Raw genomic sequence first — 24,886 nt, 5'->3', positions numbered from 1 at the left:
GGCCGCTGGTTTTATGCCCGGTCGCTTATTGTCCGACCCAGTCGGCGACTTCGGCGGCAACCTCGTTGGCCGCGCTGTTGAGCGCCGCTGCGATGACCGCGGGCGACTGGCTCGACACCGGCACGACGCGGTCGAAGCGGCGGACCAGCAGCGTCTTGCCGGCGTCGCCGGTCAACAGCGCATCGTAGCGCAGCACGACCTTGGCTTGCGACGGATCGCGGACATCGAGGCTGAAATCCACGAGCTGCCCGCCGAGCTGGCGGGTCGCACCGACGGTGGTCTCGCGGGTGCCGAGGACCGGAATGCCGCGCGAGGCAATGGTGTCGCTGAGGACGCGGGCGAACTGCTTGTTGGGCTGCTCGGCCCAGGTCGCGCCGGTCAGATAGGCGAGGCTCGTGTCCGTCGTAATGACCGGCAGGCGCAGCGTCTGCAGGGGCCCCGGCACCGTCGGCACGATCACCGACAGCGTGTGCGAGCGCGGCGAGGTCGTCGTCTCGACCGGCTTGGCGGTGGCGCGCAGCGTCATCAGCGCGGTCGGCACCTTGTCGTTGCCGCCGATCTGGACCAGCGGGCCGCAGGCGGTGACGAACGCCAGGCCGAGGAGGGCGACGCTTCGCTTCAGGTTTTCCGGGCGCTTCATCACTTCTTGCCCTTCTTGGCGGGATATTCGGGCAGCCGGCGGCCACCGAGCAGTGCACTGGCGGGATCTTCGTCCAGCTTGGCCGAGACCGCGCCGAGCGACTGGGTGAGGTCGCGGAGATCGCGGATCAGCTGGCCGATCTCCGGCACCGTGCGGGTCGACAGCGCATCGACCCCGGGCTTGGCGGCATCCATCACCGCGTCGACCTTGCCGAGCGTCGCGTTGGCGCGCTTCACGGTGCCGTCGAGATCGTCGATCAGACCCGGAATCTTGCCGTTCATCAGGCGGTCGGTCGAGGCGAGGGTGACCTTCAACTGCGCCGCCGCCTCGCCCGCCTGCTTCAGTGTCTGCCGGGTCTCGACGAGGGTCTCGGCGATTTCGGGCCCACGGTCTGCCAGCGCCTTCGACAGCCGGTCGGCGTTGGCGAGGATGTTGCCGATCGACTGGCGGTTCTGCGGGTTGAGGGTCTTGTTGAGGCTCGCGGCCAGCGCCGAGATGTTGTTGAGCAGTTCAGGCGCGGAAGCGAGCAATTGGCCGAGCGCGCCCCGCCGCGATGGGATCAGCGGGCGACCCCATGGGCCGTTATCGACGATCGGTGGCTGGCCACCCATGGTGCCGATAACGCTGATCTGGTTGACGCCGGTGAAGCCGACGCCCTCCAACCCGGCGGTGGTGCCCTTCAGGATCGGCGTATCGGGCTCGATGGCGATGCGGACACGGACCAGCTGCGGCGAGTTCGGGACCAGCGCGATCTTCTGGACCTGGCCGACGGGCACGCCGTTGAAGACCACCGCGCTGCCGACCGCGAGGCCGGAGATCGAGGTGTTGAAGACGACGTCGAATTCCTTCTTCTCCTCACCGGAGAAGCGCGCCAGCCACAGCACGGCGGCAAACAGCAGGACGGTGAAGGCCAGCACGACCGACCCGACGAGCACGTAGGAACTGCGCGTTTCCACTCAGGCTGTTTCCCTGTTCTGACCGGCTTCACTGCCCCCGTCGCCGCTGTCCGTCTTGGTATCCGTTCTAAGAGCGTCCGCCCTTTGACCGTCGGCCTTGTGGGCGTCGGCGTCGTGGGCCTCGGCGTCGTGCTTGCCCTGTTCGAACCCTGCCGTGGCGGCGCGCCCGCGCGGCCCACGAAAATATTCCTGCACCCATGGATGATCGAAATCCATCAGTTCGGCAATCGTACCGACCTTGAGGACATGCTGGTCGGCGAGCACGGCGACGCGGTCGCAGATGGCGTGCAGCGTATCGAGGTCGTGGGTGATCAGGAACACCGTCAGCCCGAGCGTGTCGCGCAGACTGCGGATCAGCTCGTCGAACGCGGCGGCCGAGATCGGGTCGAGGCCCGAGGTCGGCTCGTCGAGGAACAGGATGCGCGGGTCGAGCGCCAGCGCGCGCGCCAGCCCGGCGCGCTTGCGCATGCCGCCCGACAGCTCGCTCGGGTATTTCGGGCCGGCGATGGCCGGCAGGCCGACCATGGCGATCTTGAAGCCGGCGATCTCGTCCATGAACTGCGGGCTGAACTTGTAGAACTCGCGCATCGGCACTTCGACGTTCTCGGTGACCGTCAGCGAGCCGAACAGCGCGCCGTCCTGGAACAGCACGCCCCAGTGGCGGCGGATATCCTTCGACTTGACCGGGTCGATCATGTCCATGCGCTCGCCGAAGACCTCGATCTCGCCGGCCTGCGGGGTCTGCAGCCCGATGATCGAGCGCATGAGCACCGACTTGCCGGTGCCCGAGCCGCCGACGATGCCGAGGATCTCGCCGCGCCGGACGTCCAGATCAAGGTTGTGGTGGACGACCTGCTCGCCGAAGCCGTTCTCGAGGCCGCGGACGCGGATGACGATCTCCTTGCCCTCCTCGTCGCGGAGGGGCTCCGGGTTGGCCCCGGCGGGTGGAGTGGCGGCGGCGCTGGCCATCAGACGTAGCCCAGCGCGGTGAAGAAGACCGCGAAGAACGCATCCAGGACGATCACCAGGAAGATCGACTGGACGACTGCGGCAGTGGTGCGCTGCCCGACCGATTCGGCGTTGCCGGTGACCTGCATGCCCTGGAAGCAGCCGGTGACGGCGATGATCAGTCCGAAGATCGGCGCCTTGAACATGCCGATCCAGAAGTCGGAGGGCAGGATGACCTCCTGCAGCCGCTGGGTAAAGCTGATCAGGGGCATGTCGAGCGAGGCCCAGCAGAACAACGCGCCGCCCGTGATCGCCATGACCGAGCCATAGAAACCGAGCAGGACCATCATCAGCGAGGTCGCGATGACGCGCGGCAGCACCAGCACTTCGAACGAACTGAGGCCGATCGTGTGCATCGCGTCGATTTCCTCGTTCAGCTTCATGCTGCCGATCTGCGCAGCGAACGCCGAGCCGGAGCGCCCGGCGACCATGATCGCGGTCAGCAGAATGCCGAGCTCGCGCACCGTCGAGCGGCCGATGAGATTGACGACGAAGACCTCCGCACCGAACTGGCGGAGCTGGACCGCGCCCTGTTGCGCCAGCACGATGCCGACCAGGAACGACAGCAGCCCGACGATGCCGAGGGCGTGGATACCGACGACGTCCATCTGGTGGGTGACCGAATTCCAGCGCAGCGAGCGACCCTTGGTGATCGTCTGGAACAGTACGATCAGCGTCTTGCCGAGGAAGGCGAGGAAATTGCCGAGGACGTGGAGCAGGCCGACGACGCCGCGCCCGGTCATCTCGAGCCGGTGGACGAAGACGTTGCCGCGGAACGGGTGGCGGTCGACCGGCATGTCGGCGGCGGCGACGCTCTCGATCAGCTTGGTAGCGTCGTCGGAGGCGCCGACCAGTTCGCCACCCTTGTGATCGCGGACCAGCCGGTGGACGAGCCACGCGCCGGTGGTGTCGATGCGCTCGATGCCGCTGAGGTCGATCGCCTTGCCGCCCTCGGGCAGCGCGCGCAGCAGCGGCTCGACGTCACCGACATGCGCCACGGTCCAGCGGCCGGCGAGGGCCAGCGTGTCACCGTCGTCGTTGAAAGTAGCCCCTGCCACGTCGCTGTGGTGCAGCAACGGCGACGCGCTCGCAAGCCGTAAAAAGCTCGGCCCCGGCCCCGGGCGGCGACAGAGGTCGGCAATCGGCCGTCACGGCTACGCTCGCCAGGGTCTACGGTAGTGATCGGACGCGGCCGAAGTGGGCTTCCGGCGCTCGTCCGGTTGCGCAATAAACCCGTCGCCGCTACATGCCCGACCTGTTCTCGTCCGGAAGCAACGCATGCCCACCTTCGTCCTCGTCATCCACACCCTCATCGCAATCGCCCTGTGCGCGGTCATCCTGCTGCAGCGCTCGGAGGGCGGCGGCCTCGGTATCGGCGGCGGCGGCACCGCGGGCGGATTGATGAGCGCGCGCGGCGCGGCCGACCTGCTGACCCGCTCGACGACCGTGCTAGCCTCGCTGTTCATCGCGACCAGCATCATCCTCGCGGTGCTTGCCGCTGCCGGCCACCGCTCGCGGGTGATCGATACGACGCTGGCGACGCCGGCGACGACGGCACCTGTAACGCCCGGCTCGACGACAACCGCTCCGGCCACGACCGGCCCGGCAACGACGACCCCGAAGGCCGTGGCACCCGCTCCGGCGCCGGCAGGCGTGCCGCTCGCCCAGTGATGCGCGACTAGACCTTGGCCTCCGGGGGGATGGCATCAGGGGGCGTTTCACGGGTCCGCTCGCTGGTCGGCGGGTCGATCGGCAATCTTGTCGAATGGTATGATTTCTACGCTTATTCGGCATTGTCGCTGTATTTCGCGCATGTCTTCTTCCCCGAGGGCGATCCTACCGCGCAGTTGCTGAACACCGCGGCGGTGTTCGCGATCGGCTTTCTGATGCGCCCGGTCGGCGGCTGGTGGCTCGGGGTCTATGCCGACCGCCACGGCCGCAAGGCGGCGCTCAGCCTGTCGGTGCTACTGATGGCGAGCGGCTCGGCCATCGTCGCGCTGTGTCCCGGCTTCGGCAGCATCGGGGTCGCGGCGCCGACCATCCTGGTCCTGGCGCGGCTACTCCAGGGGTTGTCGGTGGGCGGCGAGTACGGTGCCTCGGCGACCTACATGAGCGAGATTGCTGGGAAGCGGAACCGCGGTTTTGCCGCTAGTTTCCAATATGTTACGCTGATCGGCGGGCAGCTGCTGGCGCTCGGCGTGGTGGTGCTGCTCCAGCAGCACCTGAGCGACGCGGAGCTGTCGGACTGGGGCTGGCGCATCCCCTTCGCGATCGGGTCGCTGGGCGCGCTGGTAGCCTTGTGGCTGCGGCGCGGCATCGCCGAGACCGAGGCTTTCCAGGCGGTTCCGGCGCAGGCCCGGAGCGAGCTGTTCGCACGGTTGTGGGTGCATCGCCGGTCGGTGCTGCTGGTCGTCATGCTCGGCGCCGGCGGCAGCCTCGCCTTCTATACGTTCACGACGTACATGCAGAAATTCCTGGTTAATTCCGCCGGTTGGACCAAGGCGGAAGCGAGTGCGACCAGTGCCGCGACGCTGCTTGGCTATTTGCTGCTGCAGCCGCTGTTCGGGGCGCTGTCCGACCGGATCGGCCGGCGCCCGCTGCTGATCGCGTTCGGCGTGCTGGGTATCCTCGGCACGGTGCCGGTGCTGACCGCGCTCGGCCACGCCGGCAGCCAGCGCGACGGGTTCCTGCTGATCCTCGCGGCGCTGACCGTGCTCAGCTGCTACACGTCGATCTCGGGATTGGTGAAGGCCGAGCTGTTCCCGGCCGCGGTCCGCGCGCTCGGTGTCGGACTGCCCTACGCGGTGTCGGTATCGCTGTTCGGCGGCACCGCGGAATACGTCGCCTTGTGGTTCAAAAAAGCCGGCCATGAGGCCGGCTTCTTCTGGTATGTCAGCGCGATGATCGGCGTGTCGCTGGTTGCGGCGCTGCTGCTGCCTGACACCCGGGACGCCTGCCTGATCGAAGACTGACGCCCGGGGCCCGGGACCGCCGGGTTGGTGGGCCCAACCCGGCGGGAGCCTTGATCAGGCGGTAACCATCGTCGTGCGCTGCGAGCGGCGGCGCATGGTGCTGCCGACCATGCCGAAACCGACCAGCATCATCGCCCAGGCCGCCGGCTCGGGAACGAACGAACCGTCCGACGACATCGTGAAGCTGGTGCTGGCGAGCTGGGTGCCCGACGGCGTCTTGTAGATGTCGGCCAGCGCCGCAAGGTCCATGCTGCCGGGAGCGAGGTCCGTGGTCGGGCCATAGCCGGACTTGGTGCCGCTGGGATCGTTGGTCGAGTCGAGGCAGCTGCCCGAGTTGGCGTTGTTCTTGACCGAGTCCTGGTGGGTCAGGCCAAGCGCATGGCCGAGCTCGTGGCACGAGGTGTTGGTGTACCAGGCGTCGCTGGCATACCAAGCGCTCGTCGAGGCGTAATAGTCGTTGTAGCGCACGGTCGCCATGACGACGTGGCCGCCGCTGGTGTAGACGTTGGTCATGCCGATCCAGCCGGTCTTGCCGTAGTTGGCGCTGCAGACTTCGATGACGCCGTACGACGGTGAGCAGACCGAAGCATCGACGGTCGGACCGGTGACAACCCGATAGTCGATGTTGGCTGCTGCCGACCACTGACTGGCGGCCGTCTCCAGGTAAGGCGTCCATTTGGCGCTGGTATTGTTGACCAGCTGAATGCTCAGGTTGCCGCTGCGGGCCCAGGTGTACCCATTCCAATTGCGTGCATTGGTGGCACTGGCCGAAGTCGTCGCGCTGCAGACCGCGCCAGCACCCATCAAGAGTACAGCGGCGTTCTTCAGAAGATTCTTGGAAATGTTCATCTGACTTCTCCGCCCTTAAGGAGCTGACCCCGCGTCAGCTTCCACCCCAACGGTGGACTGTGCCTTCAGTCAGGAGATATAGACCCAACAACACAACGAAGAGTTACTATTCCGAAATGATCAAGTACTTACGTAGTCATACGTGGCTTAGGTAATAACACGTAGAAGTACTTGGAAACAGAAAACCTCTTCGATGAAACATCGGCAATCGACAGCCCCAGCCAGGATCGGCGCCAGGATTGGCGATCGACCTAGGGCAGCATCAGCGCGCCTTGGGAGGAGCGCTTGGGCGCAGCCGTGCAGCCCCCGGACGGAGCCCGACCAGCGTTGCCTGTTGCGATTGCGTGTTGGGCGGCCCGAGCTGGGGGCGACCCTAGCGGCGGGCGCCTCGCGGCGATCGCGGTTGTCGCTCGGCTTCTCGTGCGGTCCAGCGCGACAACATCACGGCACCCCCCCTTCGTTGACCGTTTCGTAGGTGCAACAAAAGAACAAAGTGTGCAATAGCTTAACGGACCCCGTCATGAATATTTGCGACGCCCTCCGTCGTCGCCCCCTGTCTGCGGCAAGCCGGCCGCCAGCGCCCGCTTCATCCCGGCTCATCGTCACGACCGCGCATCTTGACAAATAAAACCAAACGGGTTATAAAACGTGAATGATCTGAACCCGTATCCCAGCGCCGGCGATCCCCGGCTTCGACCCCGTCCCACGGCAGTCGCGCCGTGGCGGCTGGACCCCTGAACGGCAACGGGGCTTCATCGCGCATCTGGCCGCGACCGGGAACGTCACCGCGTCGGTCGATGCGATCGGGCTGTCGGTGATGGGGGCATACCACCTGCGCGCTGCGCCCGGTGCCGCAAGCTTTCGGCGCGCCTGGGATGCGGCGCTCGACGCCGGGATCGCGGGGCTGCGGTCGATCGCTTTCGACCGGGCGATCAACGGCACACCGGAAACTCGGCTCTATCACGGCAAGCCCTGTGTCGAGACGGTCCGCTACGACAACCAGCTGCTCTCGATGATCCTGCGCCAGTACGACAAGGGCGCCGGCCAGGGGCGACGGGAAGCGAGCGCGTTCGCCGAGCAGATCGAGCCGACCGATGTCGCCGAGCGCATGTGGCATTGGGCCCTGCGCGATTCCGGGAAGCACAAGATGCGCGTGTTCGTCGAGCGCATACGCGTCCAGGTCGCCCAGCATTTCCAGAAGGCGCTGACGAGCAATCCGGACACGCTCGACGGGATCGTCGCGAGCTTCGACTACAACCTGCGCCAGGCCATCGAGAACCGCGCGCAGAACGAGCGCCGGGCCAACGGCGGACCCGAGACCCGGCGCGAGAACGCCCGGCACTGCACCGGCACCGTCAGCTGGAAGCCCCTCGATGCGACGAGCTTTGCGCGCTCCCAGGCGGTGCGGACGCGGCTGCGGCGCGAAGCGGGGGACGAGTGAGGGCGAGGTTCGGACGGCGCCTCGTGTCGCCCACTCCCCCCAATTGTCATCCCGGGCTCGACCCGGGACCCAGCTTCGTCTGGAGTCCGAGCGCTGGGTTAGCTGGGTCCCGGGTCAAGCCCGGGATGACAATGGGGGGCTGTGCGCGACGCCACGCCGGGGGCTGCTTGCCGCTCCTGCTTTCGGAGGGAGTAAGGGGCACGGGCCCTCGCGGGCCCGCACCCCCTCGGCTCACAGGATGAACTTCGACAGGTCCGTATCCCGCGCGATGCTGCCGAGCTCGCGCTCGACGTACGCCGCATCGACGGTCACCGTCTCGCCCGAACGCTCGCTCGCGTCGAAGCTCACCGACTCAAGCAGCTTCTCCATGATCGTCTGGAGCCGCCGGGCGCCGATGTTCTCGACCGAATCGTTGACCTCGGCGGCGATGCGCGCGATCGCGGAGATGCCGTCGCGGGTCAGCTCAAGCTTGACGCCCTCGGTACCCAGAAGCCCGGTGTACTGCCGGATCAGCGACGCCTCGGTGTCGGTCAGGATCGCCTCGAAGTCTTCGCGGGTCAGGCCCTTGAGCTCGACCCGGATCGGCAGCCGGCCCTGCAGTTCGGGCAGCAGGTCCGACGGCTTCGAGGTGTGGAACGCGCCGCTCGCGATGAACAGGATATGGTCGGTCTTCACCGGGCCATATTTGGTCGCGACGGTCGTGCCCTCGATCAGCGGCAGCAGGTCGCGCTGGACACCTTCACGCGACACGGAGCCGCCGCGGACGTCCGACACCGCGATCTTGTCGACCTCGTCGAGGAAGACGATGCCGTTCTGCTCGGCGGAGCGCACCGCTTCGCGCTGGATGTCTTCGTCGTCGAGGCGCTTGTCGCTCTCCTCGGCAACCAGCACTTCCCACGCCGCCTCGACGCTCATCTTGCGGCGCTTGGTGCGGCCGCCCATCGCCTTGCCGAACATGTCGCTGAGGTTGATCATGCCGACCTGGCCGGGCTGCATGCCGGGGATGTCGATGTTCTGGCCACTGGTGTCGGCGACCTCGATCTCCACTTCCCGGCCTTTCAGGGAGCCGGAGCGGAAGCGGTCGCGGAAGGCCAGCCGGGTCGCCTCGGAGGCGTCCTTGCCGACCAGCACGTCGAGCAGCCGCGCCTCGGCGGCTTCCTCGGCCTTCTCCTTGACCCCGGCGCGCTTGGCATCGCGGACCAGGCGGATCGACTCCTCCACCAGGTCGCGGATGATCGAGTCGACGTCGCGGCCGACATAGCCGACCTCGGTGAACTTGGTCGCCTCGATCTTTAGGAACGGCGCGTCGGCCAGCTTGGCGAGGCGGCGGCTGATCTCGGTCTTGCCGCAGCCCGTCGGCCCGATCATCAGGATGTTCTTCGGGCTGACCTCGTCGCGGAGGTCGTCGCCGAGCCGCTGGCGGCGCCAGCGGTTGCGCAGGGCGACCGCGACGGCGCGCTTGGCGTCGTTCTGGCCGACGATGTAGCGGTCGAGCGCTGCCACGACCTGGGTCGGGGTCAGGGCATCGAAGGGCTTGGGGTCCTCGCCGTCGAGGGAGGTGGCGACGGGCGGGACGACGTTCAGAGTGGCGGCACTCATGCGGGGATACTCTCCAGCGTGACGTTCTCGTTGGTGTAGACGCAGACGTCGGACGCGATCTTCATGGCGCGCCGGGCGATCGCCTCGGCGTCGTGGGGGCTGTCGGCGAGCGCGCGGGCAGCGGCGAGGGCATAGTTGCCCCCGGAGCCGATCGCGGCGATGCCGTTCTCGGGCTCGAGCACGTCGCCGGTGCCGGTCAGCACCAGCGTCACGTCCTTGTCGGCGACGATCATCATCGCCTCGAGGCGGCGCAGGTAGCGGTCGGTGCGCCAATCCTTGGCAAGCTCGACGGCGGCGCGGGTAAGCTGGCCGTTATACTGCTCGAGCTTGGCCTCGAGGCGCTCGAACAGGGTGAAGGCATCGGCGGTGGCACCGGCAAAGCCGCCGATCACCAGGCCGCCCGCGCCGAGGCGGCGGACCTTTTTGGCATTCGACTTCATCACCGTCTGGCCCATCGTCACCTGGCCGTCACCGGCGATGACGACGTTGCCGTCCTTGCGCACGGACACGATCGTCGTGCCGTGCCAGTTGGTTGGATCGCTCAAAGTTGGGGTGGCTTTCGTTTGAAGGGCGGGATTGGATTGAATGTAGGAAGCCGCTCGCCGACGGAAAGAGGGACGCCAAACACTCTTGCAAATGCCTCGCAACAGCGCATGATAGCGAGACTGAAGGAGTCTCCGCATGTACGTCGAATTCAGCGATACCGGCCCAGCCCGCCGCGGCAGCTGGACCGAACTGCCCGCCGACGAGGCGCTGATCCTGTGGTCGCTGCGCCGGATACTGGTGGCATGGCCGCGCTGCCGGGCGGTCGAGGTCGCGCTCTACCGGCGCTGGGGCGACGACGCGGTCGGGGTCGGACACCTGCTGCACTGCTGGCTGCACGGACTGGCGCGCCATGCCGGGCGGCCGCTGACCGTCGGCGATCCGGCGTGCGCGCTGCTGCTGCCCGACGAGGGCGCGATGCTGTATGTCCTGCGCCACGCCGATGCGCCGGAGCGCGCCGGACCGGCGCTGGCGACCCTGTGCGGGCGTGAGGGGACGGCGGTGCTGCTGCCGCTGGCCGCAGCGCTCGGCGGCTTTATTTCGGCTTCGTCACGCGAAATTGCCCTCGCGCCTGGATCGGTGTCTTGGGCAGCGTCGCCAGCGTCAGATAGCCGATCTCACCCGGGTCGAGCAGGCTGAAGCGCCGGTCGGCGGCGGCGGCGTATTCACTCGACGTAACGCGGCGGTTGAGGTCGGTGTCGCACGACACCACCGGTTCCGGGGCGTTGATCAGGCCGTAGCGGCCGCCACCGCGGGGCAGGTCCGGCATCGCCCGTTTGGACTGGGCGGGGGCTTCCTCGCCGCCGCTGTCGCCGCCGTCTGGGCCGGCGGACGGGCTCATCTGGCGAAACTCGGGGCCGCTGCCGAAGCCGACGCGGACCTCGGGCACCAGATCCTCCTCGTAGCGGGTGATCTCCTTGGCATCGACGATGCCGTCGTGGTTGACGTCGAGGACCTCGAAATAGGTCATGAAGTCCTTCCGGAACTCGGTCCGGGTCAGCTTGCCGTCGTGGTTGGCATCGGCGCGCGCGAACCAAACATCCACTGGGTACGGCTCACCCCGCGCGGCCCGGAACGGCTCCCCGGACGGCGCGATGAACAACTGGTCGTGGTAGCGGCGCGCCGGGGCCGGAGCCGCGGCCGGTGCCGCGGTTGGCCACGGAGCCACCGTGGCGCGCAGCGGCGGCGCGGTCAGGGTCGCCGGCGGCGGGGCAGGGGGCGCAGCCGCGGCCGCTCCCTGGAGCAGGGCGACGATCAAGGCCAGGGTCATCGCGGTCTTCCTTTGGTACGCATTACGTGTAGCCGAGTTGTCGTCCCGCGAGGTCGAGCATGATTTCTTCCGACCCCCCGCCGATCGCATTGACGCGGACCTCGCGGTAAATGCGCTCGACCTTGGAGCCGGTGATGTAGCTCGCGCCGCCGAGCACCTGTGCCGCCTCGCGCGCAACGCTCTCCAGCATCCGGGTCGCCTGCACCTTGAGCATCGCATAGTCGGCGGGCAGGCCGCGACCTGCGCGCATCTGCCACGCGCACAGGTCGACCCACGCCTGCGTCGCCGCGATCTGGCGGGCGCAATCGGCCAGCTTGATGCGGATCGACTGGTGCTGCGCGAGGCGCTTGCCGAAGGTCTCGCGGGTCGTCGCCCATTCGACCGCCTCGGCCAGCGCGGTCCGCGCCATCGCGCAGCAGCCATGCGCCATGCCCAGCCGTTCGCCGTTGAAGTTGCGCATGATGCCGGCGAAGCCGCCGTTCTCGGGGCCGATCAAATTCTCCGGCGGGACCTCGACGTCCTGGAAATAGATCGCCGCAGTGTCGGAGCAGCGCCACCCCATCTTGTCGAGCCGGGTCCGCGACACGCCGGGCCGGTCGGTCTCGACCAGCATCAGCGAGACGCCCGCCGCACCGGGGCCGCCGGTCCGCACCGCGACGGTCAGATAGTCGGCGCGCATCCCCGAGGTGATGAACATTTTGGAGCCGTTGACGACGTACTTGTTGCCGACCAGCTTCGCAGTGGTCTTGAGCTGCGCGACGTCGGAGCCGCCCGACGGCTCGGTGATCGCCAGCCCGATGATCTTGTCGCCCGACAGCACCGCGGGCGCGATCCGCCGCTTCATCTCCTCGGAACCGAGTGCGAGGATCGGCGGCAGCCCGATGCCGTGGGTCATCAATGAGGCACCGAGCCCGCCCGCACCGACCGCGGCGAGCTCCTCGGTCTGGACCAGCGAGTGGAAGACGTCGAAGCCGTCGGAGTGGCCGCCGTATTCCTCCGGGTAGTTGAGCCCGAGGATGCCCGCCGCGGCGGCCTTGCGGTGGAGGTCACGGGGCAGTTCGCCCTCGGCTTCCCAGCGGTCGATGTTGGGAGCGATCTCGGCCGCCACGAAGCGCCGCACCGACTGGGCGACGGCCTCGTGGGTCTCGTCATAGTAGGGCGAACGGGCGCGCCAGTCGTCGAATACCGTCAAGAAACCGTCCTCCCGCCCACTGGGGTGTCACCCTAGGCCGGGCGGGAGGCGGCTGACCAGAACTACATCTTGTAGCTGACGCGGAGGTACCCGAACTGCCCCGGGACATCGTAGGTCGTCGGGTCGTAGTTGTTCAGGCTGCAGCTGAAGCAGGCCGGCGGGTTGGTGTTGAAGACGTTGTTGACGCCGACGGTGAAGGCCAGGCGGCGCTCCATGAAGGACGGTGCGTAGGTGATCTGCGCGTCGCCGTAGAAGCGGTGCTTCAGGCGGTTGGGGTCGCCGTTGGCATCGAGTTCGGTTACGCCGTCGACGTAGCGCCCTGTGAACGAGGCCGCGATGTCGCCCAGCGTCCAGTCGACGGTGGCATTGCCCTTGAACTTGGGGAAGGCCTGGTCGGGACTGCCGCGCTCGGTGCCCTTGCGGTCGATGACGATGAAGCCGTTCGAGGCTGTCAGGATGTATTTGGTCAGCCAGGTGCCATTGGCGGACAGGCCGAACATGCCGATCGGCGTGCTCGGGGTGCGGTAGTTGAGCGTCAGGTCGACGCCCTGGGTACGGATGCTGTCGAGATTCTGCAGGGTGCCGTTGATCGAGTTGACGAACCCGCTCGCGGTCCGGACGATCAGGGCGCAGCTCGCCGCATCACCGCGCAGCGCGCAGTTGTCGAGCGTCAGGTTGGCGTCGACCGCACCGATCGCGTTCTTGACCTTTATGTCATAGTAGTTGGCTTCGACGCTGAAGTTGCTGGCGAAGCCCGAGTTGCGGGCCCAGGCCGGGGCATAAACGCCGCCGAACAACAGGCTGCGCGACTTTTCCGCCTTGAGGTTCGAGTTGCCTTGCGTGATGACCGGCAACTGCCCGCCTTGGGGCTCCTGATAGCTGCCGCTGGCGGGAACGCCGTTGGCGGTACAGTTGGCGCGGACGACGGCGCTCGACTGATAGGGCGTCGGCGACGATGCGTCGGGATCGTTGGTGCAGGGATCGTTCGCGGGAAGGTCGAAGCGTGACCGGCCGCCGAACAATTCGCCGAGGCTTGGGGCCCGGAAGCCCGTTGCATACGAGCCGCGCAGCAGCAAATCCTCGATCGGCTTCCACAGGCCGGCGCCGGTGTAGGTCGTGCTCGCACCGCTGATCGAATAGTCGGCGTGGCGAACCGAGCCGGTCGCCTCGAGCGAGTAGAAGAAAGGCGTGTCCTTCAGGATCGGGACACGAAGCTCGGCGTAGACTTCGTCCGAATTGTAGCGGCCGCGAGCTGGTTGCGACGGGATATCGGCGCCAAGCCCGGCGGAGATGATTGGATCGGGATCGAAGCTGCCGCTCTGGATGCGGTGCTCGTAGCCGACCGCGAGGCCAACGGCACCGGCAGGCAGATCGAACAGGTCGCCGCTGAGGTTGGCCGTGAAGTCGGCGAGATGCTGGCTGCTCCGATCGCGCTCTGTGAACGAGATAAAGGCAAGCTGGTCGGCGGTGATCGAGCCGTTGCCGCCGAACACATTCAAGGGCACGCACGGTGCGGTGCATAGTGCCACCGGGCCGAGGGCCTGCGCGACACGGTCGGCTCGGACGTTGCCGGTGAAGCTCTGCTTGGCATCGTTGAAGCCGATGTTGGCGTTGGCGTCCCAGTACCATTTGTGCGCGCCGATGTTAAACGAACCGTCGAGCGTGGCGGTCGTCGACATCGTGTCGACCTGCTGATTGAAGGTGCGCTGTCCGGCTTCGACGAGACGACGACCGATGAACGAATAGTTCTGCTGCTGGCCGTTTAACGTGCCGTTCGGATTCAGGCCGGATTGTAGTGTCACGCCGAACGGGTTGTAGGGGTTGGTCTTGTCGATCGACAGCGTGTCGAACAGGCTGCCAGCACCGTTGCCCGCGTCGGGGCCGATGAACAGGGGCTCGAAAGCCGCCTGATTCTGCGAGTTGCGGCGGTTATACTGTGCCTTGACGCGGAAATTGACGTTCGAGCCGAGCTCCTGCTTGAAGCTGACCCACGCACCGTAGCGCTCCGACGGCGTCAGGAGATAGTTGTACGGCGCGAAATTAAACCGGTCGGAGGCCGTGAACGGCCGCAACTCCGCAAGTGTCGGTGTGTTGTCGGGCGGCCCCGAAATCGTGAAGTTGCCGTACGGAGTGCCGGGTATGGCGCCTGCGCTTGTGCGAGTATCGAATCGTCCGTTGATCGCGGCGCTGGAGCAGCCGCCGATGGCGTCAGTGCAACTGGTCTGGCCCGGGTTCGGGAACTGCGAGATCGAGCGGTTGCTCGAGCGCACCGCCTGCTGCTTCACATAGCTGCCGCCGAACACGAGGTTCGTCGTCGGGCCCTTGACGCCGTAGCTGGCACTGTAGTCCTGGGTGTGGCCGTCGCCCTGGCGGAAGGTGCCGAACTGGGCGGAGGCGCGCAGGCCGACCTGCTGCGCCACGGTGATGACGTTGACGACGCCGGCGATGGCGTCGGAGCCGTACAGCGACGATGCACCCGACTGCAGCACTTCGATACGCTCGATCGAGTTCGCCGGGATGGTGTTGAGGTCGACGGTGGCGGGGATACCGCTGCCGCTGGTACCGTTGACGAAGCGCATGCCGTCGACGAGCACGAGGGTGCGCTTGGCGCTGAGGTAGCGCAGGTCGATCTCGGCCGAACCGGCGCCGACGCCGCCGCCGTCGGGCGGGTTGCCGAGGTTGCCCGAACTGTTGTTCTTGGTGTTGAGGCCGCCCGCGGCGCTCGGCAGGCGCTGCAGGATGTCGGCAACCGACGACAGCCCGGTGGCGGCCAGCGCGGACTGGTCGAGCACGACGACAGGCGAGTCCTGGTTGAGCGGATTGCGGCGGATGCGCGAGCCGGTGACGACGATGAGGTCGGAGTTGTCGGCAGCGGCAGTCTCGGTCGAGGCCGGCGCGCTGGTGACTACGGACGGGCCGGTCGCCGCCTCGGGGCCGACCTTGACCGCCTGGGCAGCCGCGAACTGCGGAAGTGCCAGCGCGAAAACCGACAGGATCGTCGTGTTCCGCAGCGTCGACGACATTGTCATGAAAATTCCCCAACCTTCGTTTCTGCAATGCAACATCGACTCCGCGGGCCGGGCTGGCAATCGTTCGGTAGTCGTCGCGAGCGAGTTTCTGCGCCACTGTGTTATTCGCGCAACGCATCAGATTGCTGGCGTTCGCGGCGTCGCTCGCTAAAGTTGGCGACACCTGCCCGGAGAACCAGATGAGTTTGCTCGTTACCGCCGCACTCGCCGGCGCCCTTGCCGCTGTCGCCCCGGCACCGGCTTCGGTCGGACCGCAGCCGTTCGAGGCCGCCGACCTGTACAAGCTCGCGATGGTGACTGGCCCCAAGGTCGCTCCCGACGGGCGGCACATCCTGTTCACGCGCACCAGCTTCGACATCCAGAGCGACACCCGGCAGGGCGAGGTCTGGCTCGCGACGCTGAACGGCGACACGCTCGAGCCGCACCTGCTGATCGGGGCCGGGGCCAAGGCCGGGAGCGCCGAGTGGTCGCCGGACGGCAAGCGCATCGCCTATATCGCGCTGTTCCTCGGCAAGCCGCAATTGTGGGTGATGACGGTTTCCGGGGTCGGCGCGGGGGTCGGGCGTCCGATCACCAGCCTCAAGTCGGGGCCGGCCGGCTTCGCCTGGTCGCCCGACGGCAGCCGCCTCGCCTTCGTCGCGCGGGTCGAGGCGGCCCCGCGCAAGATCGCCCGCATGCCCGACAAGCCCGAAGGCGCGACCTGGGCACCGCCGCCGAAGCTGATCACCGACTTCAGCTACCGCAGCGACGACAGCGGCTATGCGACTGCGGGGGCGGACCAGTTGTTCGTGGTCAACGCGGACGGCGGCTCGGTCGCCCAGTTGACCCGGGGTGATTTCGACCAGGTCGGCGACAACGCGGTGTCGTGGACCCGCGACGGCAGCGCGATCCTGTTCTCGGCGATGTACGATGCCGACCGCGACTTGCGGGCGCGCGAGAGCGACCTGTTCAGCGTGCCCGCCGCCGGGGGCCGGGTTACCCAGCTGACCAACACCAAGGGCAGCGAGGCCGACCCGCGAATATCGCCGGACGGCAAGACCCTGGCCTTCACCGGCGCGCTCGAGGTGCCGACCTTCTACGCGCAGCCCGACCTGTGGGTGATGCCGCTGGCGAACGGTGTCGCGGGCGGCCCGGCGCGCAACCTGACGCGCGCCATCGACCGCCCGGTCAACGATTATAGCTGGAGCGCCGACGGTCGCGGACTGTATGTCTCGTACAACGACGCCGGGCTGGTCCGCGTCGCCTTCGTGCCGCTGGCGGGCGGCAAGCCGAAGATCGTGGTGCCCGATGTCGGCGGCACGCGGTTGTACCTGCCGTCGTCGGGCGGATCGTTCAGCGAGGCCGGCGGGACCTTCGCGTATACCCGGCGCTACGAAGACCGCCCCGCCGGGCTCGGCATCGCGCGCGGCGGCAAGGAGGTCGCGCACCTCGACTTCAACGAGGGCTGGCGCGCCGGCAAGCGCATCGGCAAGCTCGAGGCGGTTCACTATACGTCGGCGGACGGCCTCGGCATCGACGGCTGGGTCCAGTACCCGCCCGACTTCGACCCGGCGAAGAAATACCCGCTGGCGCTAGAGATCCACGGTGGCCCGAACAGCGACTACGGCCCGATGTTCTCGATCACCCATCAGCTGTACGCGGCGGCCGGTTACGTCGTCCTCTTCACCAACCCGCGCGGTTCGATCGGCTATGGTGAGCGCTTCGCCAACGCCATCGACAAGGCCTATCCGGGCAAGGACCTCGACGACTTGATGGCCGGCGTCGACCTGATGGTGAAGCGGCCCTACATCGACGCGCGCAACCTGTTCATCGGCGGCGGGTCGGGCGGCGGCGTGCTAACCACCTACGCGATCGGCAAGACCGACCGCTTCCGCGCCGCCGCCGCGCTGCGCCCGGTCACCGACTGGACCGTGCAGGCGCTGACCAGCGATATCCAGGCCGAGACCGTGCGGCACTGGGTGCCGGGCAACCCGTGGGACAACCACGAGGACTACTGGCGGCGCTCGACGCTCAGCCTGGTCGGCAACGTCAAGACGCCGACCCTGCTGATCGACGGTGAGGCCGACTACCGCACCCCGATCGAGCAGTCGGAGGCGTATTACGGCGCGCTCAAGATCCGCGGCATCGACACGATGATGGTGCGCCTGCCCGAGGCCGGCCACTCGATGGGCCGCCCGAGCCAATGGCTCGCGTCGATCCTGACGGTCGTGGAGTGGTACGACAAGTACAAGGTGCAGTAGGCGATAGCGTGGGCCTAGGCCGCTCCGGCAATCGCCAGCAAGCTCGCCGCCGTCAGGCTTGCGCCGCCTACCAGCGCGCCGTCGACGTTGGCGATGCCCAGCAGGCTCGCGGCGTTGTCGGGCTTGACCGAGCCGCCGTAGAGGATCCGGAGCGCGTTTCCGGCCGACCCGAAGCGGGCAACGAGCGCAGCGCGGATCATCGCGTGCATCGCGGCGACGTCCGCGACGGTCGGGGTACGGCCGGTGCCGATCGCCCAGACCGGTTCGTAGGCGACGACCAGCCGCTCGGGGCTGTCGGGGAGCGATCCGGCGAGTTGGCTTGCGACGACCGCTTCGGCGCGCCCGTCATCCCGTTCGGCTTCGGTTTCGCCGACGCAGACGATCGCGGTCAGTCCGGCGGCGACGGCGGCACAGGTCTTCGCGAGGACCGTAGCATCATCCTCGCCGCAATCGGCGCGGCGCTCGCTGTGGCCGATGATGACGATGGTCGCGCCGACGTCGGTGAGCATGGTCGCCGAGATGTCACCGGTGTGGGCGCCGTGCGGCTCGGGGTGGACGTTCTGTGCGCCGATCGCGAGCCGGGTGCCGGCAGCCGTGCGGACTGCTTGCTCGATCAGCGTGAACGGCGGGCAGATCGCGACGTCGGCACCTTCAGGAACACCGGCGGCGATGGCCTCGACCTCGGCGAGGGCGGACGCCAGTCCGTGCATCTTCCAGTTGCCGACGATGAACTTGGGGCTGGTCATGGCTTCGCGACTAGCGTGGGCGCGCGTCCTCGCCAAGCCCGCCGCGGTCTCGCGGGCCCTATGCTTGCCGCTGGCGGGCCGCATCCCTATGGTCCGCGCCGTTCGCTAAAACCGGAATTCAAGTGCTCGCATTCATTCGCAAATGGCTGACCTCGTGGCCGGTGCTCGTCCTGCTCGGGCTGGTGCTGATCGCCTTCGTGATCACCGGTGTCGGCGATCCCTTCGGCCGCGGCGGCGGTGCCGGGGGCGATCTTGCGACGGTCGGACACGCCGGCGTCAGTGAGAAGGCCGTGCTTGGCCGGCTCGAGCGCGTCGTCGCCCAGGCGCGGGCCGAGAACCCCGGCCTGACGCAGGCGCAGGCGGCGCGCGAGGGCGGTGTCGAGCAGATCACCGACCAGCTTGCGGGCGTCACCGCGATGGACGAGTTCGCCAAGGCGCACGGTATCGTCGCCAGCGACCGCGCGGTCGACGGGGCGGTCGCCTCGATCGATGCCTTCCGGGTCGGCGGCAAGTTCGACCAGGCGACCTACCAGCGTCTGCTCAGCCAGCAGCGCCTGTCGGAGCGCGAGCTGAAGGACGGCCTGCGCAGCGACCTCGTCAGGAAGCAGTTGCTGCTTTCGGTCAGCGGCAACGCCCAGGTCCCGCGCGAGATTGCGCTGCCCTACACCCGGCTGCTGCTCGACCTCCATGAGGGTGCCGGGGCCAACGTGCCGCCGCCGGTCGTGACCGCTCCGACCGCGGCGCAGGTTGCCGCTTATTATGCCGCCAACAAGGCGAAGTTCGTTGCTTCCGAACGCCGCGGCTTCCGCTATGCGCCGATCGACCGCGAGGCGCTCGTCGCCAAGGTCGCGGTGACCGACGCCGAGGTCCAGGCCGACTACGACAAGAACCGTGAGGCCTATGGTGCGGTCGAGCAGCGCCGCCTGTCGCAGCTGGTTCTGCCGGACGAGGCCAAGGCCAAGGCGTTCGCCGCTGCGGTTGCCGGGGGCGAGAGCTTTGCCGCCGCCGCCGCGAAGGCCAACGGGGCCAGCGCCACCGATATCGCGCTCGGTGAATTGAGCCGCGACAAGTTCGCGCTCGCGGCCAGCAAGCCGTTCGCCGACCAGGTCTTCGCCGCGGCGACGGGCAGCGTCCTCGGGCCGGTCAAGACCGACTTCGGCTGGAACGTCGTCAAGGTCGAGGCGGTCATCAAGCCGCAAGGCAAGTCGTTCGCCGACCTCCGTGGCATTATCACTGCCAAGCTCCGCGATGCCAAGGCCGAGGCGGCGATGTCCGACCTCGTCGGCAAGATCGAGGACGGGTTGAGCGGCGGCAAGAGCTTCGCCGATGTCGTCAAGGAAAATGGACTGGTGCCGGTCTCGGTCGCGCCGGTCGGCAAGGACGGGTCGGGCGCGACGCTGCTGCCGGCCGCGCTGCCCGTCGTCGCCAAGGCGTTCGACGCCGACCCCGCCGATGGCCCGACCGTCGTCGACCTCGGCCGCGGGCAGTTCGCGGTGCTGGAGCTGGGCCAGACCGTGTCCCCCACGACGCCGCCGCTGGCGCAGATCGAGCCGCAGGTCACCGCCGCGCTGACCCTCGACCTGCGCGCCAAGGCCGCCCAGCGCATCGCCGACGACATCGTCGCCCAGGTCGCCAAGGGCACCAGCTTCGTCGCCGCCGCGAGCGCCCACGGCATTACCGCACAGCCGATCAAGGGTCGCCGCATCGATGCCATCCAGCAGCAGAAGATCCCGCCTGCGATCAGCGTCTTCCTGACCATGCCGGCTGGGGCCACCCGCGCGCTGCCCGCCACCGACGGCACGGTGTTGCTGCTCCACGTCGACCGCGTCGAGCCGGGCAATGTCGCGAGCGCGCCGCCGCTGCTCGAGGCGACCCGCCAGCAGCTTGCGCAGGGTGCGCCCGATGAGCTCGCGGCGGCCTTCGGGCGCTCCGTGGAGCGCGAGGTCGGGGTCAAGTTCAACCCGGCCGCGATCGCCGCGACCCGGCGCCGGCTGCTCGGCGACGCCACCGCGAAGTGACCCAGGTCGCGCCGGACCCGGCGGCGTTCGGCGCGGCCTACGACGCCGGCCGGCCGCAGCTGGTCTGGCACAAGATCGTCGCCGACACCGAGACCCCGGTCGGCGCGATGCTCAAGCTGGCGCAGGCTGGGGCGGGTGACTTCCTACTCGAGTCTGTCGAAGGCGGTGCGGTGCGCGGGCGCTACTCGCTGCTCGGCCTTGCCCCCGATCTGGTGTGGCGCGCGACCGGCGACCGCGCCGAGGTCAATCGCCGCTGGCAAGCCGACCGGGCGGCGTTCGAGCCTTGCGCCGGCGGGGTCCTGGATGAACTGCGCGCGCTGGTCGCGGCGAGCCGCATGGACGTGCCGCCCGAACTGCCACCGGCGCTGTCGGTGCTGGTCGGCTACATGGGCTATGAGACGGCGCGGCTGACCGAGCCGCGGTTGCCGCCGCCGGGCGACGATCCGCTGGGGCTGCCCGACCTGTTGTTCGTACGGCCGACGCTGTTGCTGGTCTTCGATCGGCTGAAGGACGAATTGTTCTTCGTCGCGCCGGTGTTTCCGGGAGAGGCTGACGCGGCTACCGCGCACGCGCTTGCGGTCGAGCGTATCGAGACCGCCGCGGCGCGTCTCGCCCATCCGATCTCGGCAGCGCGCCGCGAACCGGGAACGCTGCCCGACGGCGAGCGCCGCCGGGTGCTGCCGCCGGGCCGCTACGCCGAGATGGTCGCCGCGGCGCAGGACTACATCGCTGCGGGCGACATCTTCCAGGTCGTGCTGGCGCAGCGTTTTACGGTCGACTTCCCGCTGCCGCCGCTCGACCTGTACCGTGCGCTCAGGCGGATCAACCCGTCACCGTTCCTGTATTTCCTCGACTTGCCGGGCTTTGCGCTGATCGGCTCCAGCCCCGAGATCCTGGTCCGGGTCCGCGACGGCGAGGTCACCATCCGGCCGATCGCGGGCACGCGCCGGCGTGGGCGCGATGCGGTCGAGGACGCGGCGCTGCGTGACGAGTTGCTGAGCGACCCAAAGGAACTGGCCGAGCATCTGATGCTGCTCGACCTCGGCCGCCACGATACCGGGCGGGTGTCTGCCCCTGGCACAGTCACCGTCACCGACCGCTTCGGGGTCGAATTCTACAGCCACGTCATGCACATCGTCTCGAACGTCCGGGGCCGGTTGAAGGACGGTTGCGACGCGATCGACGCGCTGCTGTCGGGCTTCCCGGCGGGGACGGTGAGCGGTGCCCCCAAGGTCCGGGCGATGGAGATCATCCGAGAGCTCGAGCCCGAGAAGCGCGGGGCCTATGCGGGCGGAGTCGGCTATTTCTCGCCCGACGGCTCGATGGACAGCTGCATCGTCCTGCGCACCGCAGTGGTCAAGGACGGCGTCATGCACGTCCAGGCGGGTGCCGGCATCGTCGCCGACAGCGTCGCCGCGAGCGAGGATGCCGAGTGCGAGGCCAAGGCGGGCGCGCTTGTCGCAGCGGCGCGCGAGGCGCTGGCGATGGCCGCCGCGCCGGGGTACGGGCAGTAATCCCCCAGGAGAGCGAACATGGTCAAGGCAGTGTGGAATGGCGTCACTATCGCGGAGTCCGACGACACCGTGGTCGTCGAGAACAACCATTATTTCCCGCTCGCGAGCATCGACCCGGCGCTGCTCAAGCCGAGCGCGACGACCAGCGTCTGCCCCTGGAAGGGCACCGCGAATTACTACTCGCTGAGCGCGGGCGGGTCGGAGAACAAGGACGCCGCCTGGTATTATCCGACGCCCAAGGATGCCGCCGCCAACATCAAGGACCGCGTCGCCTTCTGGAAGGGCGTCAAGGTCGGCTGACGCGTTGGCGCTGGTCAGTCGCGAAGCGCTGCGGGTCGCGATCGACGCGGCGGTAACGAGCCTCGTCGCCGAGGCCGCGCCAGGCTGGCCGATCCGGCACGACCACTGCTTTCTGCGCGTCGCCTACGACAATGCCTGCGGGGCTAAGTGGGACACGGTGGTCAGGCCGCCGGCCAAGCGGAACCTGCCGGTCGAGGCGCTGGCGGAGGCACTCAGGCTGCTCGAGACGATGGCCGACGCGGGGACGCTACGGGCGCTCAACAACTGCAGCCTTGCCCTGCGCGGTCATTTGCGCGGCAAATAGCGAACCCGATCGATGCCGTCGAAGTCGCGGTCCTGTGTCCAAAGCGTCGCGTCGAAGCGTTGCGCGGTGGCCAGAATGATGGCGTCCGCCATCGCCAGCTTGCGTTGCGCGGACAGGTCGGCGGCCATGACCGCGATATCCGGGTCGAGGTCGATGACGGTCGCGCTGCGCATGGTCGCCGCCGCAAGATCGGCTACCGCATCTCCGGATTGGCGCGACACCCATTTGTAGACTTCGTAGATCGCGATCGTCGGTACCAGCAGGTTATTGTGGTCGGCGATCACTTCGGCAAAAGCGGGGCCGTTGGCACCCTCGATGAGAAATTCGATCCAGCCGCTCGAATCCACGACGTTCATTGCGGGAAAGGGTCGCGGTCGGTTTTCTCACGCTCGAAATTGTTCACGAGGCCCTTGAACATGCCGTACGCCTCCTCGATCGGGATGACCGGTACCAGCTTGATGCTGTGCCCATTGTAGAACACCTCCAGCTTCTGCCCGGGCTTGAGCTTCATGCGCGCGCGTACATCAAGCGGGATGACGACCTGGAACTTGGGCGATACCGTCACGCTAGTCATCATACGACTCCTCAATCGATCGAGCTTCCGTAGCACGACGTAACGTCCACAGCCAGATGACGCCGCCCGCAACCCGCGCTACATCGGTCCGCATGATCCTCGTCATCGATAATTACGACAGCTTCACCTACAACCTTGTCCACTACCTGCAGGAGCTGGGCGTGGCGGTCGAGGTGGTGCGGAATGACGCGCTGACGGTCGGCGAGGCGATGGCGCTGAAGCCCGCGGCGGTGCTGCTGTCGCCAGGGCCGTGCACGCCGAACGAGGCGGGCATCAGCCTCGATCTTATCGCTGCAGCGGCAGAGGCGCGGCTGCCGATGCTCGGCGTCTGCCTGGGCTACCAGGCGATCGGGCAGGCGTTCGGGGCGAAGGTCGTGCGCGCCGACAAGGTCATGCACGGCAAGACCTCGGCGATCCATCACGACAACGACGGCGTCTTCGCCGGACTGCCGAGCCCGTACCTGGCGACGCGCTACCACTCGCTGATCCTCGAGGCCGAGACGCTGCCCGACACGCTTATCGCCAACGCGCGCACCGCCGACGGCATCGTGATGGGCCTGCGCCACCGCGACCTGCCGCTGCACGGCGTGCTGTTCCACCCCGAGAGCATCGCCAGCGAGCACGGCCATGCGCTGCTGGCGAATTTCCTGACCGTTGCCGGCATCGCGCATAGCCCGCTCAAGGCCGCGGCGTGACCACCCTCGTCGGGTTGCCCGATCCGTCGGCGCCGCTCGACGACGCCGCGGCCGAGGCGGCGTTCGGCGCTATCCTCGATGGACGGTTCGACGACGCGGCAGTCCACGATTTCCTGCTCGGGATCACTCTGCGGGACGAAACCGCGGTCGAGATCGCGGCGGCCGCCCGGGCGCTGCGGGCGCGGATGATCACGGTGCGCGCGCCGGCCGGGGCAATCGACGTGTGCGGTACCGGGGGCGACGGCGCGCATAGCCTCAACATCTCGACCGCGGTGGCGATCGTCGTCGCGGCGTGCGGCGTGCCGGTCGCCAAGCACGGCAACCGCGCGGCGTCATCGAAGGCGGGCGCGGCGGACACGCTGGAGGCGCTGGGGCTCGACCTCGACCGCGCGTCGGACAGCGCCGAGGACTCGCTGAACGAGCTCGGCCTCGCCTTCCTGTTCGCGCAAAAGCACCATCCGTCGTTGGCGCGGCTCGCTCCGATCCGCCGGGCCATCGGACGGCGGACGATCATCAACTTGCTCGGGCCGCTGGCGAATCCGGCGGGCGTGACACGGCAGCTCGTCGGGGTCGCGCGGGTCGATTACCTGCCGACCGTTGCGACCGCTCTGGCCATCCTGGGCAGCGAGGCGGCGCTGGTAGTGTCGGGCGAGGACAATCTCGACGAGCTGTCGATCGCCGGGCCGAGCCGGGCGCTGGCGATCGGCGATAGCGGTCCTGCCGAGCAACTCATCGTGCCCGAGGATTGCGGCCTGGCGCGGCATCCGCTCGGGGCGTTGCGGGGGGGCGACCCGGGATACAATGCGGCGGCGCTGGTGGCGCTGCTGGCGGGCGAGGCGGGGGCATACCGGGATGCGGTGTTGCTCAACAGCGCGGGGGCGCTGAGCGTCGCGGGGGCGGCGGCAGACTGGCCGGCGGGTGCCGCACTGGCGGCGGCGGCGATCGACGACGGGCGGGCAGGGGCGCTGCTCAAGACGTGGCTGGCCTACTGACGCA

The 24,886-nt window shown here is 68.1% G+C and carries 24 protein-coding genes; 11 read left to right on the top strand and 13 right to left on the bottom strand.

From position 1 onward, the window contains the following. Positions 1 to 25: 25 nt before the first annotated feature. Genes KX816_14415 through KX816_14400 form a run of 4 tightly spaced genes read right to left on the bottom strand, consistent with a single transcriptional unit; the run spans position 26 to position 3,662 of the window. Complete coding sequence (locus tag KX816_14415; protein ID QXQ05428.1) at positions 26 to 640, bottom strand: membrane integrity-associated transporter subunit PqiC; 615 nt, start codon at positions 638 to 640, stop codon at positions 26 to 28. After that, entirely contained in the window at positions 640 to 1,596 is a 957-nt protein-coding gene (locus tag KX816_14410) for an MCE family protein (GenBank protein ID QXQ05427.1), read from the bottom strand. The genes KX816_14415 and KX816_14410 overlap by 1 nt, the downstream gene beginning before the upstream one ends. Beyond that, positions 1,597 to 2,565 (bottom strand): ABC transporter ATP-binding protein, encoded by a 969-nt coding sequence (locus tag KX816_14405; GenBank protein ID QXQ05426.1) that lies wholly within the window; start codon positions 2,563 to 2,565, stop codon positions 1,597 to 1,599. After that, entirely contained in the window at positions 2,565 to 3,662 is a 1,098-nt protein-coding gene (locus KX816_14400; protein ID QXQ08592.1) for an MlaE family lipid ABC transporter permease subunit, read from the bottom strand. Before KX816_14400 ends, KX816_14405 begins: the two co-directional genes overlap by 1 nt. A 220-nt stretch (positions 3,663 to 3,882) precedes the next feature. Between KX816_14400 and secG the strand changes: the two genes are divergently transcribed. Both secG and KX816_14390 read left to right on the top strand, forming a co-directional pair. After that, positions 3,883 to 4,275 carry a preprotein translocase subunit SecG gene (gene secG, locus KX816_14395; protein QXQ05425.1) on the top strand — a complete coding sequence of 131 codons (393 nt, stop codon included), beginning with the start codon at positions 3,883 to 3,885 and terminating at the stop codon, positions 4,273 to 4,275. Positions 4,276 to 4,304: 29 nt separating this feature from the next. Continuing rightward, entirely contained in the window at positions 4,305 to 5,576 is a 1,272-nt protein-coding gene (locus KX816_14390) for an MFS transporter (GenBank protein ID QXQ05424.1), read from the top strand. 54 nt (positions 5,577 to 5,630) lie between these two features. Here the strand turns inward: KX816_14390 and KX816_14385 are convergent, their stop codons facing one another. Then, positions 5,631 to 6,089 (bottom strand): PEPxxWA-CTERM sorting domain-containing protein, encoded by a 459-nt coding sequence (locus KX816_14385; protein ID QXQ08591.1) that lies wholly within the window; start codon positions 6,087 to 6,089, stop codon positions 5,631 to 5,633. Positions 6,090 to 7,242: 1,153 nt separating this feature from the next. Between KX816_14385 and KX816_14380 the strand changes: the two genes are divergently transcribed. Then, positions 7,243 to 7,866 (top strand): hypothetical protein, encoded by a 624-nt coding sequence (locus KX816_14380; protein ID QXQ05423.1) that lies wholly within the window; start codon positions 7,243 to 7,245, stop codon positions 7,864 to 7,866. A 231-nt stretch (positions 7,867 to 8,097) separates the two neighbouring features. Here the strand turns inward: KX816_14380 and hslU are convergent, their stop codons facing one another. Continuing rightward, a complete protein-coding gene (hslU, locus tag KX816_14375) occupies positions 8,098 to 9,465 on the bottom strand; it encodes an ATP-dependent protease ATPase subunit HslU (protein ID QXQ05422.1) in 1,368 nt (455 codons plus the stop codon). After that, positions 9,462 to 10,148, bottom strand: a complete 687-nt coding sequence (gene hslV, locus KX816_14370; protein QXQ05421.1) for an ATP-dependent protease subunit HslV — start codon at positions 10,146 to 10,148, stop codon at positions 9,462 to 9,464. The genes hslU and hslV overlap by 4 nt, the downstream gene beginning before the upstream one ends. Between hslV and KX816_14365 the strand changes: the two genes are divergently transcribed. Further along, complete coding sequence (locus tag KX816_14365; protein ID QXQ05420.1) at positions 10,147 to 10,647, top strand: hypothetical protein; 501 nt, start codon at positions 10,147 to 10,149, stop codon at positions 10,645 to 10,647. The genes hslV and KX816_14365 overlap by 2 nt on opposite strands. Here the strand turns inward: KX816_14365 and KX816_14360 are convergent. The 3 genes from KX816_14360 to KX816_14350 all read right to left on the bottom strand — a co-directional run bounded on the left by KX816_14360 (position 10,544) and on the right by KX816_14350 (position 15,493). Next, positions 10,544 to 11,278: a hypothetical protein gene (locus KX816_14360; protein QXQ05419.1), complete on the bottom strand. Its 735-nt coding sequence runs from the start codon at positions 11,276 to 11,278 to the stop codon at positions 10,544 to 10,546. The two genes, KX816_14365 and KX816_14360, sit on opposite strands and share 104 nt — an antisense overlap. Positions 11,279 to 11,300: 22 nt before the next feature. Beyond that, a complete protein-coding gene (locus tag KX816_14355) occupies positions 11,301 to 12,470 on the bottom strand; it encodes an acyl-CoA dehydrogenase family protein (GenBank protein ID QXQ05418.1) in 1,170 nt (389 codons plus the stop codon). 62 nt (positions 12,471 to 12,532) lie between these two features. Then, on the bottom strand, positions 12,533 to 15,493 hold the full coding sequence (locus KX816_14350) for a TonB-dependent receptor (protein ID QXQ08590.1): 2,961 nt from the start codon (positions 15,491 to 15,493) through the stop codon (positions 12,533 to 12,535). 185 nt (positions 15,494 to 15,678) lie between these two features. Between KX816_14350 and KX816_14345 the strand changes: the two genes are divergently transcribed. Then, the gene (locus KX816_14345; protein ID QXQ05417.1) at positions 15,679 to 17,739 is read left to right on the top strand and encodes a S9 family peptidase; all 2,061 of its coding nucleotides are present in this window, start codon (positions 15,679 to 15,681) and stop codon (positions 17,737 to 17,739) included. A gap of 14 nt (positions 17,740 to 17,753) precedes the next feature. Here KX816_14345 and tpiA read toward each other — a convergent pair whose 3' ends face one another. Next, positions 17,754 to 18,485: a triose-phosphate isomerase gene (gene tpiA / locus KX816_14340; protein QXQ05416.1), complete on the bottom strand. Its 732-nt coding sequence runs from the start codon at positions 18,483 to 18,485 to the stop codon at positions 17,754 to 17,756. A gap of 122 nt (positions 18,486 to 18,607) precedes the next feature. Here tpiA and KX816_14335 point away from each other — a divergent pair, with 122 nt between their 5' ends. Genes KX816_14335 through KX816_14320 form a run of 4 tightly spaced genes read left to right on the top strand, consistent with a single transcriptional unit; the run spans position 18,608 to position 22,621 of the window. Further along, complete coding sequence (locus KX816_14335) at positions 18,608 to 20,503, top strand: SurA N-terminal domain-containing protein (protein ID QXQ05415.1); 1,896 nt, start codon at positions 18,608 to 18,610, stop codon at positions 20,501 to 20,503. Next, the gene (locus tag KX816_14330; GenBank protein QXQ05414.1) at positions 20,500 to 22,017 is read left to right on the top strand and encodes a chorismate-binding protein; all 1,518 of its coding nucleotides are present in this window, start codon (positions 20,500 to 20,502) and stop codon (positions 22,015 to 22,017) included. The genes KX816_14335 and KX816_14330 overlap by 4 nt, the downstream gene beginning before the upstream one ends. Positions 22,018 to 22,035: 18 nt before the next feature. Next, positions 22,036 to 22,317, top strand: coding sequence for a DUF427 domain-containing protein (locus KX816_14325; protein ID QXQ05413.1), 282 nt, complete (start codon positions 22,036 to 22,038; stop codon positions 22,315 to 22,317). A gap of 4 nt (positions 22,318 to 22,321) precedes the next feature. Then, the gene (locus KX816_14320) at positions 22,322 to 22,621 is read left to right on the top strand and encodes a GCN5-related N-acetyltransferase (GenBank protein ID QXQ05412.1); all 300 of its coding nucleotides are present in this window, start codon (positions 22,322 to 22,324) and stop codon (positions 22,619 to 22,621) included. Here KX816_14320 and KX816_14315 read toward each other — a convergent pair. Together KX816_14315 and KX816_14310 are read right to left on the bottom strand one after the other, a co-directional pair. Next, complete coding sequence (locus KX816_14315) at positions 22,603 to 22,977, bottom strand: type II toxin-antitoxin system VapC family toxin (GenBank protein QXQ05411.1); 375 nt, start codon at positions 22,975 to 22,977, stop codon at positions 22,603 to 22,605. The genes KX816_14320 and KX816_14315 overlap by 19 nt on opposite strands. Next, positions 22,974 to 23,195: an AbrB/MazE/SpoVT family DNA-binding domain-containing protein gene (locus KX816_14310; GenBank protein ID QXQ05410.1), complete on the bottom strand. Its 222-nt coding sequence runs from the start codon at positions 23,193 to 23,195 to the stop codon at positions 22,974 to 22,976. The genes KX816_14315 and KX816_14310 overlap by 4 nt, the downstream gene beginning before the upstream one ends. 92 nt (positions 23,196 to 23,287) lie before the next feature. Between KX816_14310 and KX816_14305 the strand changes: the two genes are divergently transcribed. Continuing rightward, a complete protein-coding gene (locus KX816_14305; protein ID QXQ05409.1) occupies positions 23,288 to 23,890 on the top strand; it encodes an aminodeoxychorismate/anthranilate synthase component II in 603 nt (200 codons plus the stop codon). Then, complete coding sequence (trpD, locus tag KX816_14300) at positions 23,887 to 24,882, top strand: anthranilate phosphoribosyltransferase (protein QXQ05408.1); 996 nt, start codon at positions 23,887 to 23,889, stop codon at positions 24,880 to 24,882. Before KX816_14305 ends, trpD begins: the two co-directional genes overlap by 4 nt. The last annotated feature ends 4 nt before the right edge of the window (positions 24,883 to 24,886 follow it).

The organism is Sphingosinicellaceae bacterium (assembly GCA_019285715.1).
In the GTDB taxonomy this organism is placed as follows: domain Bacteria; phylum Pseudomonadota; class Alphaproteobacteria; order Sphingomonadales; family Sphingomonadaceae; genus Glacieibacterium.
This window is presented reverse-complemented; position numbering and strand designations above follow the sequence as displayed.

Excerpts from the sequence above, each read along its gene's own strand:
- KX816_14415 (QXQ05428.1), bottom strand. The coding sequence starts at position 640 with ATGAAGCGCCCGGAAAACCTGAAGCGAAGCGTCGCCCTCCTCGGCCTG.
- KX816_14405 (QXQ05426.1), bottom strand. The coding sequence starts at position 2,565 with ATGGCCAGCGCCGCCGCCACTCCACCCGCCGGGGCCAACCCGGAGCCC.
- secG (QXQ05425.1), top strand. The coding sequence starts at position 3,883 with ATGCCCACCTTCGTCCTCGTCATCCACACCCTCATCGCAATCGCCCTG.
- KX816_14390 (QXQ05424.1), top strand. The coding sequence starts at position 4,305 with ATGGCATCAGGGGGCGTTTCACGGGTCCGCTCGCTGGTCGGCGGGTCG.
- KX816_14385 (QXQ08591.1), bottom strand. The coding sequence starts at position 6,089 with ATGACCAACGTCTACACCAGCGGCGGCCACGTCGTCATGGCGACCGTG.
- KX816_14380 (QXQ05423.1), top strand. The coding sequence starts at position 7,243 with ATGGGGGCATACCACCTGCGCGCTGCGCCCGGTGCCGCAAGCTTTCGG.
- hslU (QXQ05422.1), bottom strand. The coding sequence starts at position 9,465 with ATGAGTGCCGCCACTCTGAACGTCGTCCCGCCCGTCGCCACCTCCCTC.
- KX816_14365 (QXQ05420.1), top strand. The coding sequence starts at position 10,147 with ATGTACGTCGAATTCAGCGATACCGGCCCAGCCCGCCGCGGCAGCTGG.
- hslV (QXQ05421.1), bottom strand. The coding sequence starts at position 10,148 with ATGCGGAGACTCCTTCAGTCTCGCTATCATGCGCTGTTGCGAGGCATT.
- KX816_14360 (QXQ05419.1), bottom strand. The coding sequence starts at position 11,278 with ATGACCCTGGCCTTGATCGTCGCCCTGCTCCAGGGAGCGGCCGCGGCT.
- KX816_14350 (QXQ08590.1), bottom strand. The coding sequence starts at position 15,493 with ATGTCGTCGACGCTGCGGAACACGACGATCCTGTCGGTTTTCGCGCTG.
- KX816_14345 (QXQ05417.1), top strand. The coding sequence starts at position 15,679 with ATGAGTTTGCTCGTTACCGCCGCACTCGCCGGCGCCCTTGCCGCTGTC.
- tpiA (QXQ05416.1), bottom strand. The coding sequence starts at position 18,485 with ATGACCAGCCCCAAGTTCATCGTCGGCAACTGGAAGATGCACGGACTG.
- KX816_14325 (QXQ05413.1), top strand. The coding sequence starts at position 22,036 with ATGGTCAAGGCAGTGTGGAATGGCGTCACTATCGCGGAGTCCGACGAC.
- KX816_14315 (QXQ05411.1), bottom strand. The coding sequence starts at position 22,977 with ATGAACGTCGTGGATTCGAGCGGCTGGATCGAATTTCTCATCGAGGGT.
- KX816_14310 (QXQ05410.1), bottom strand. The coding sequence starts at position 23,195 with ATGACTAGCGTGACGGTATCGCCCAAGTTCCAGGTCGTCATCCCGCTT.
- KX816_14305 (QXQ05409.1), top strand. The coding sequence starts at position 23,288 with ATGATCCTCGTCATCGATAATTACGACAGCTTCACCTACAACCTTGTC.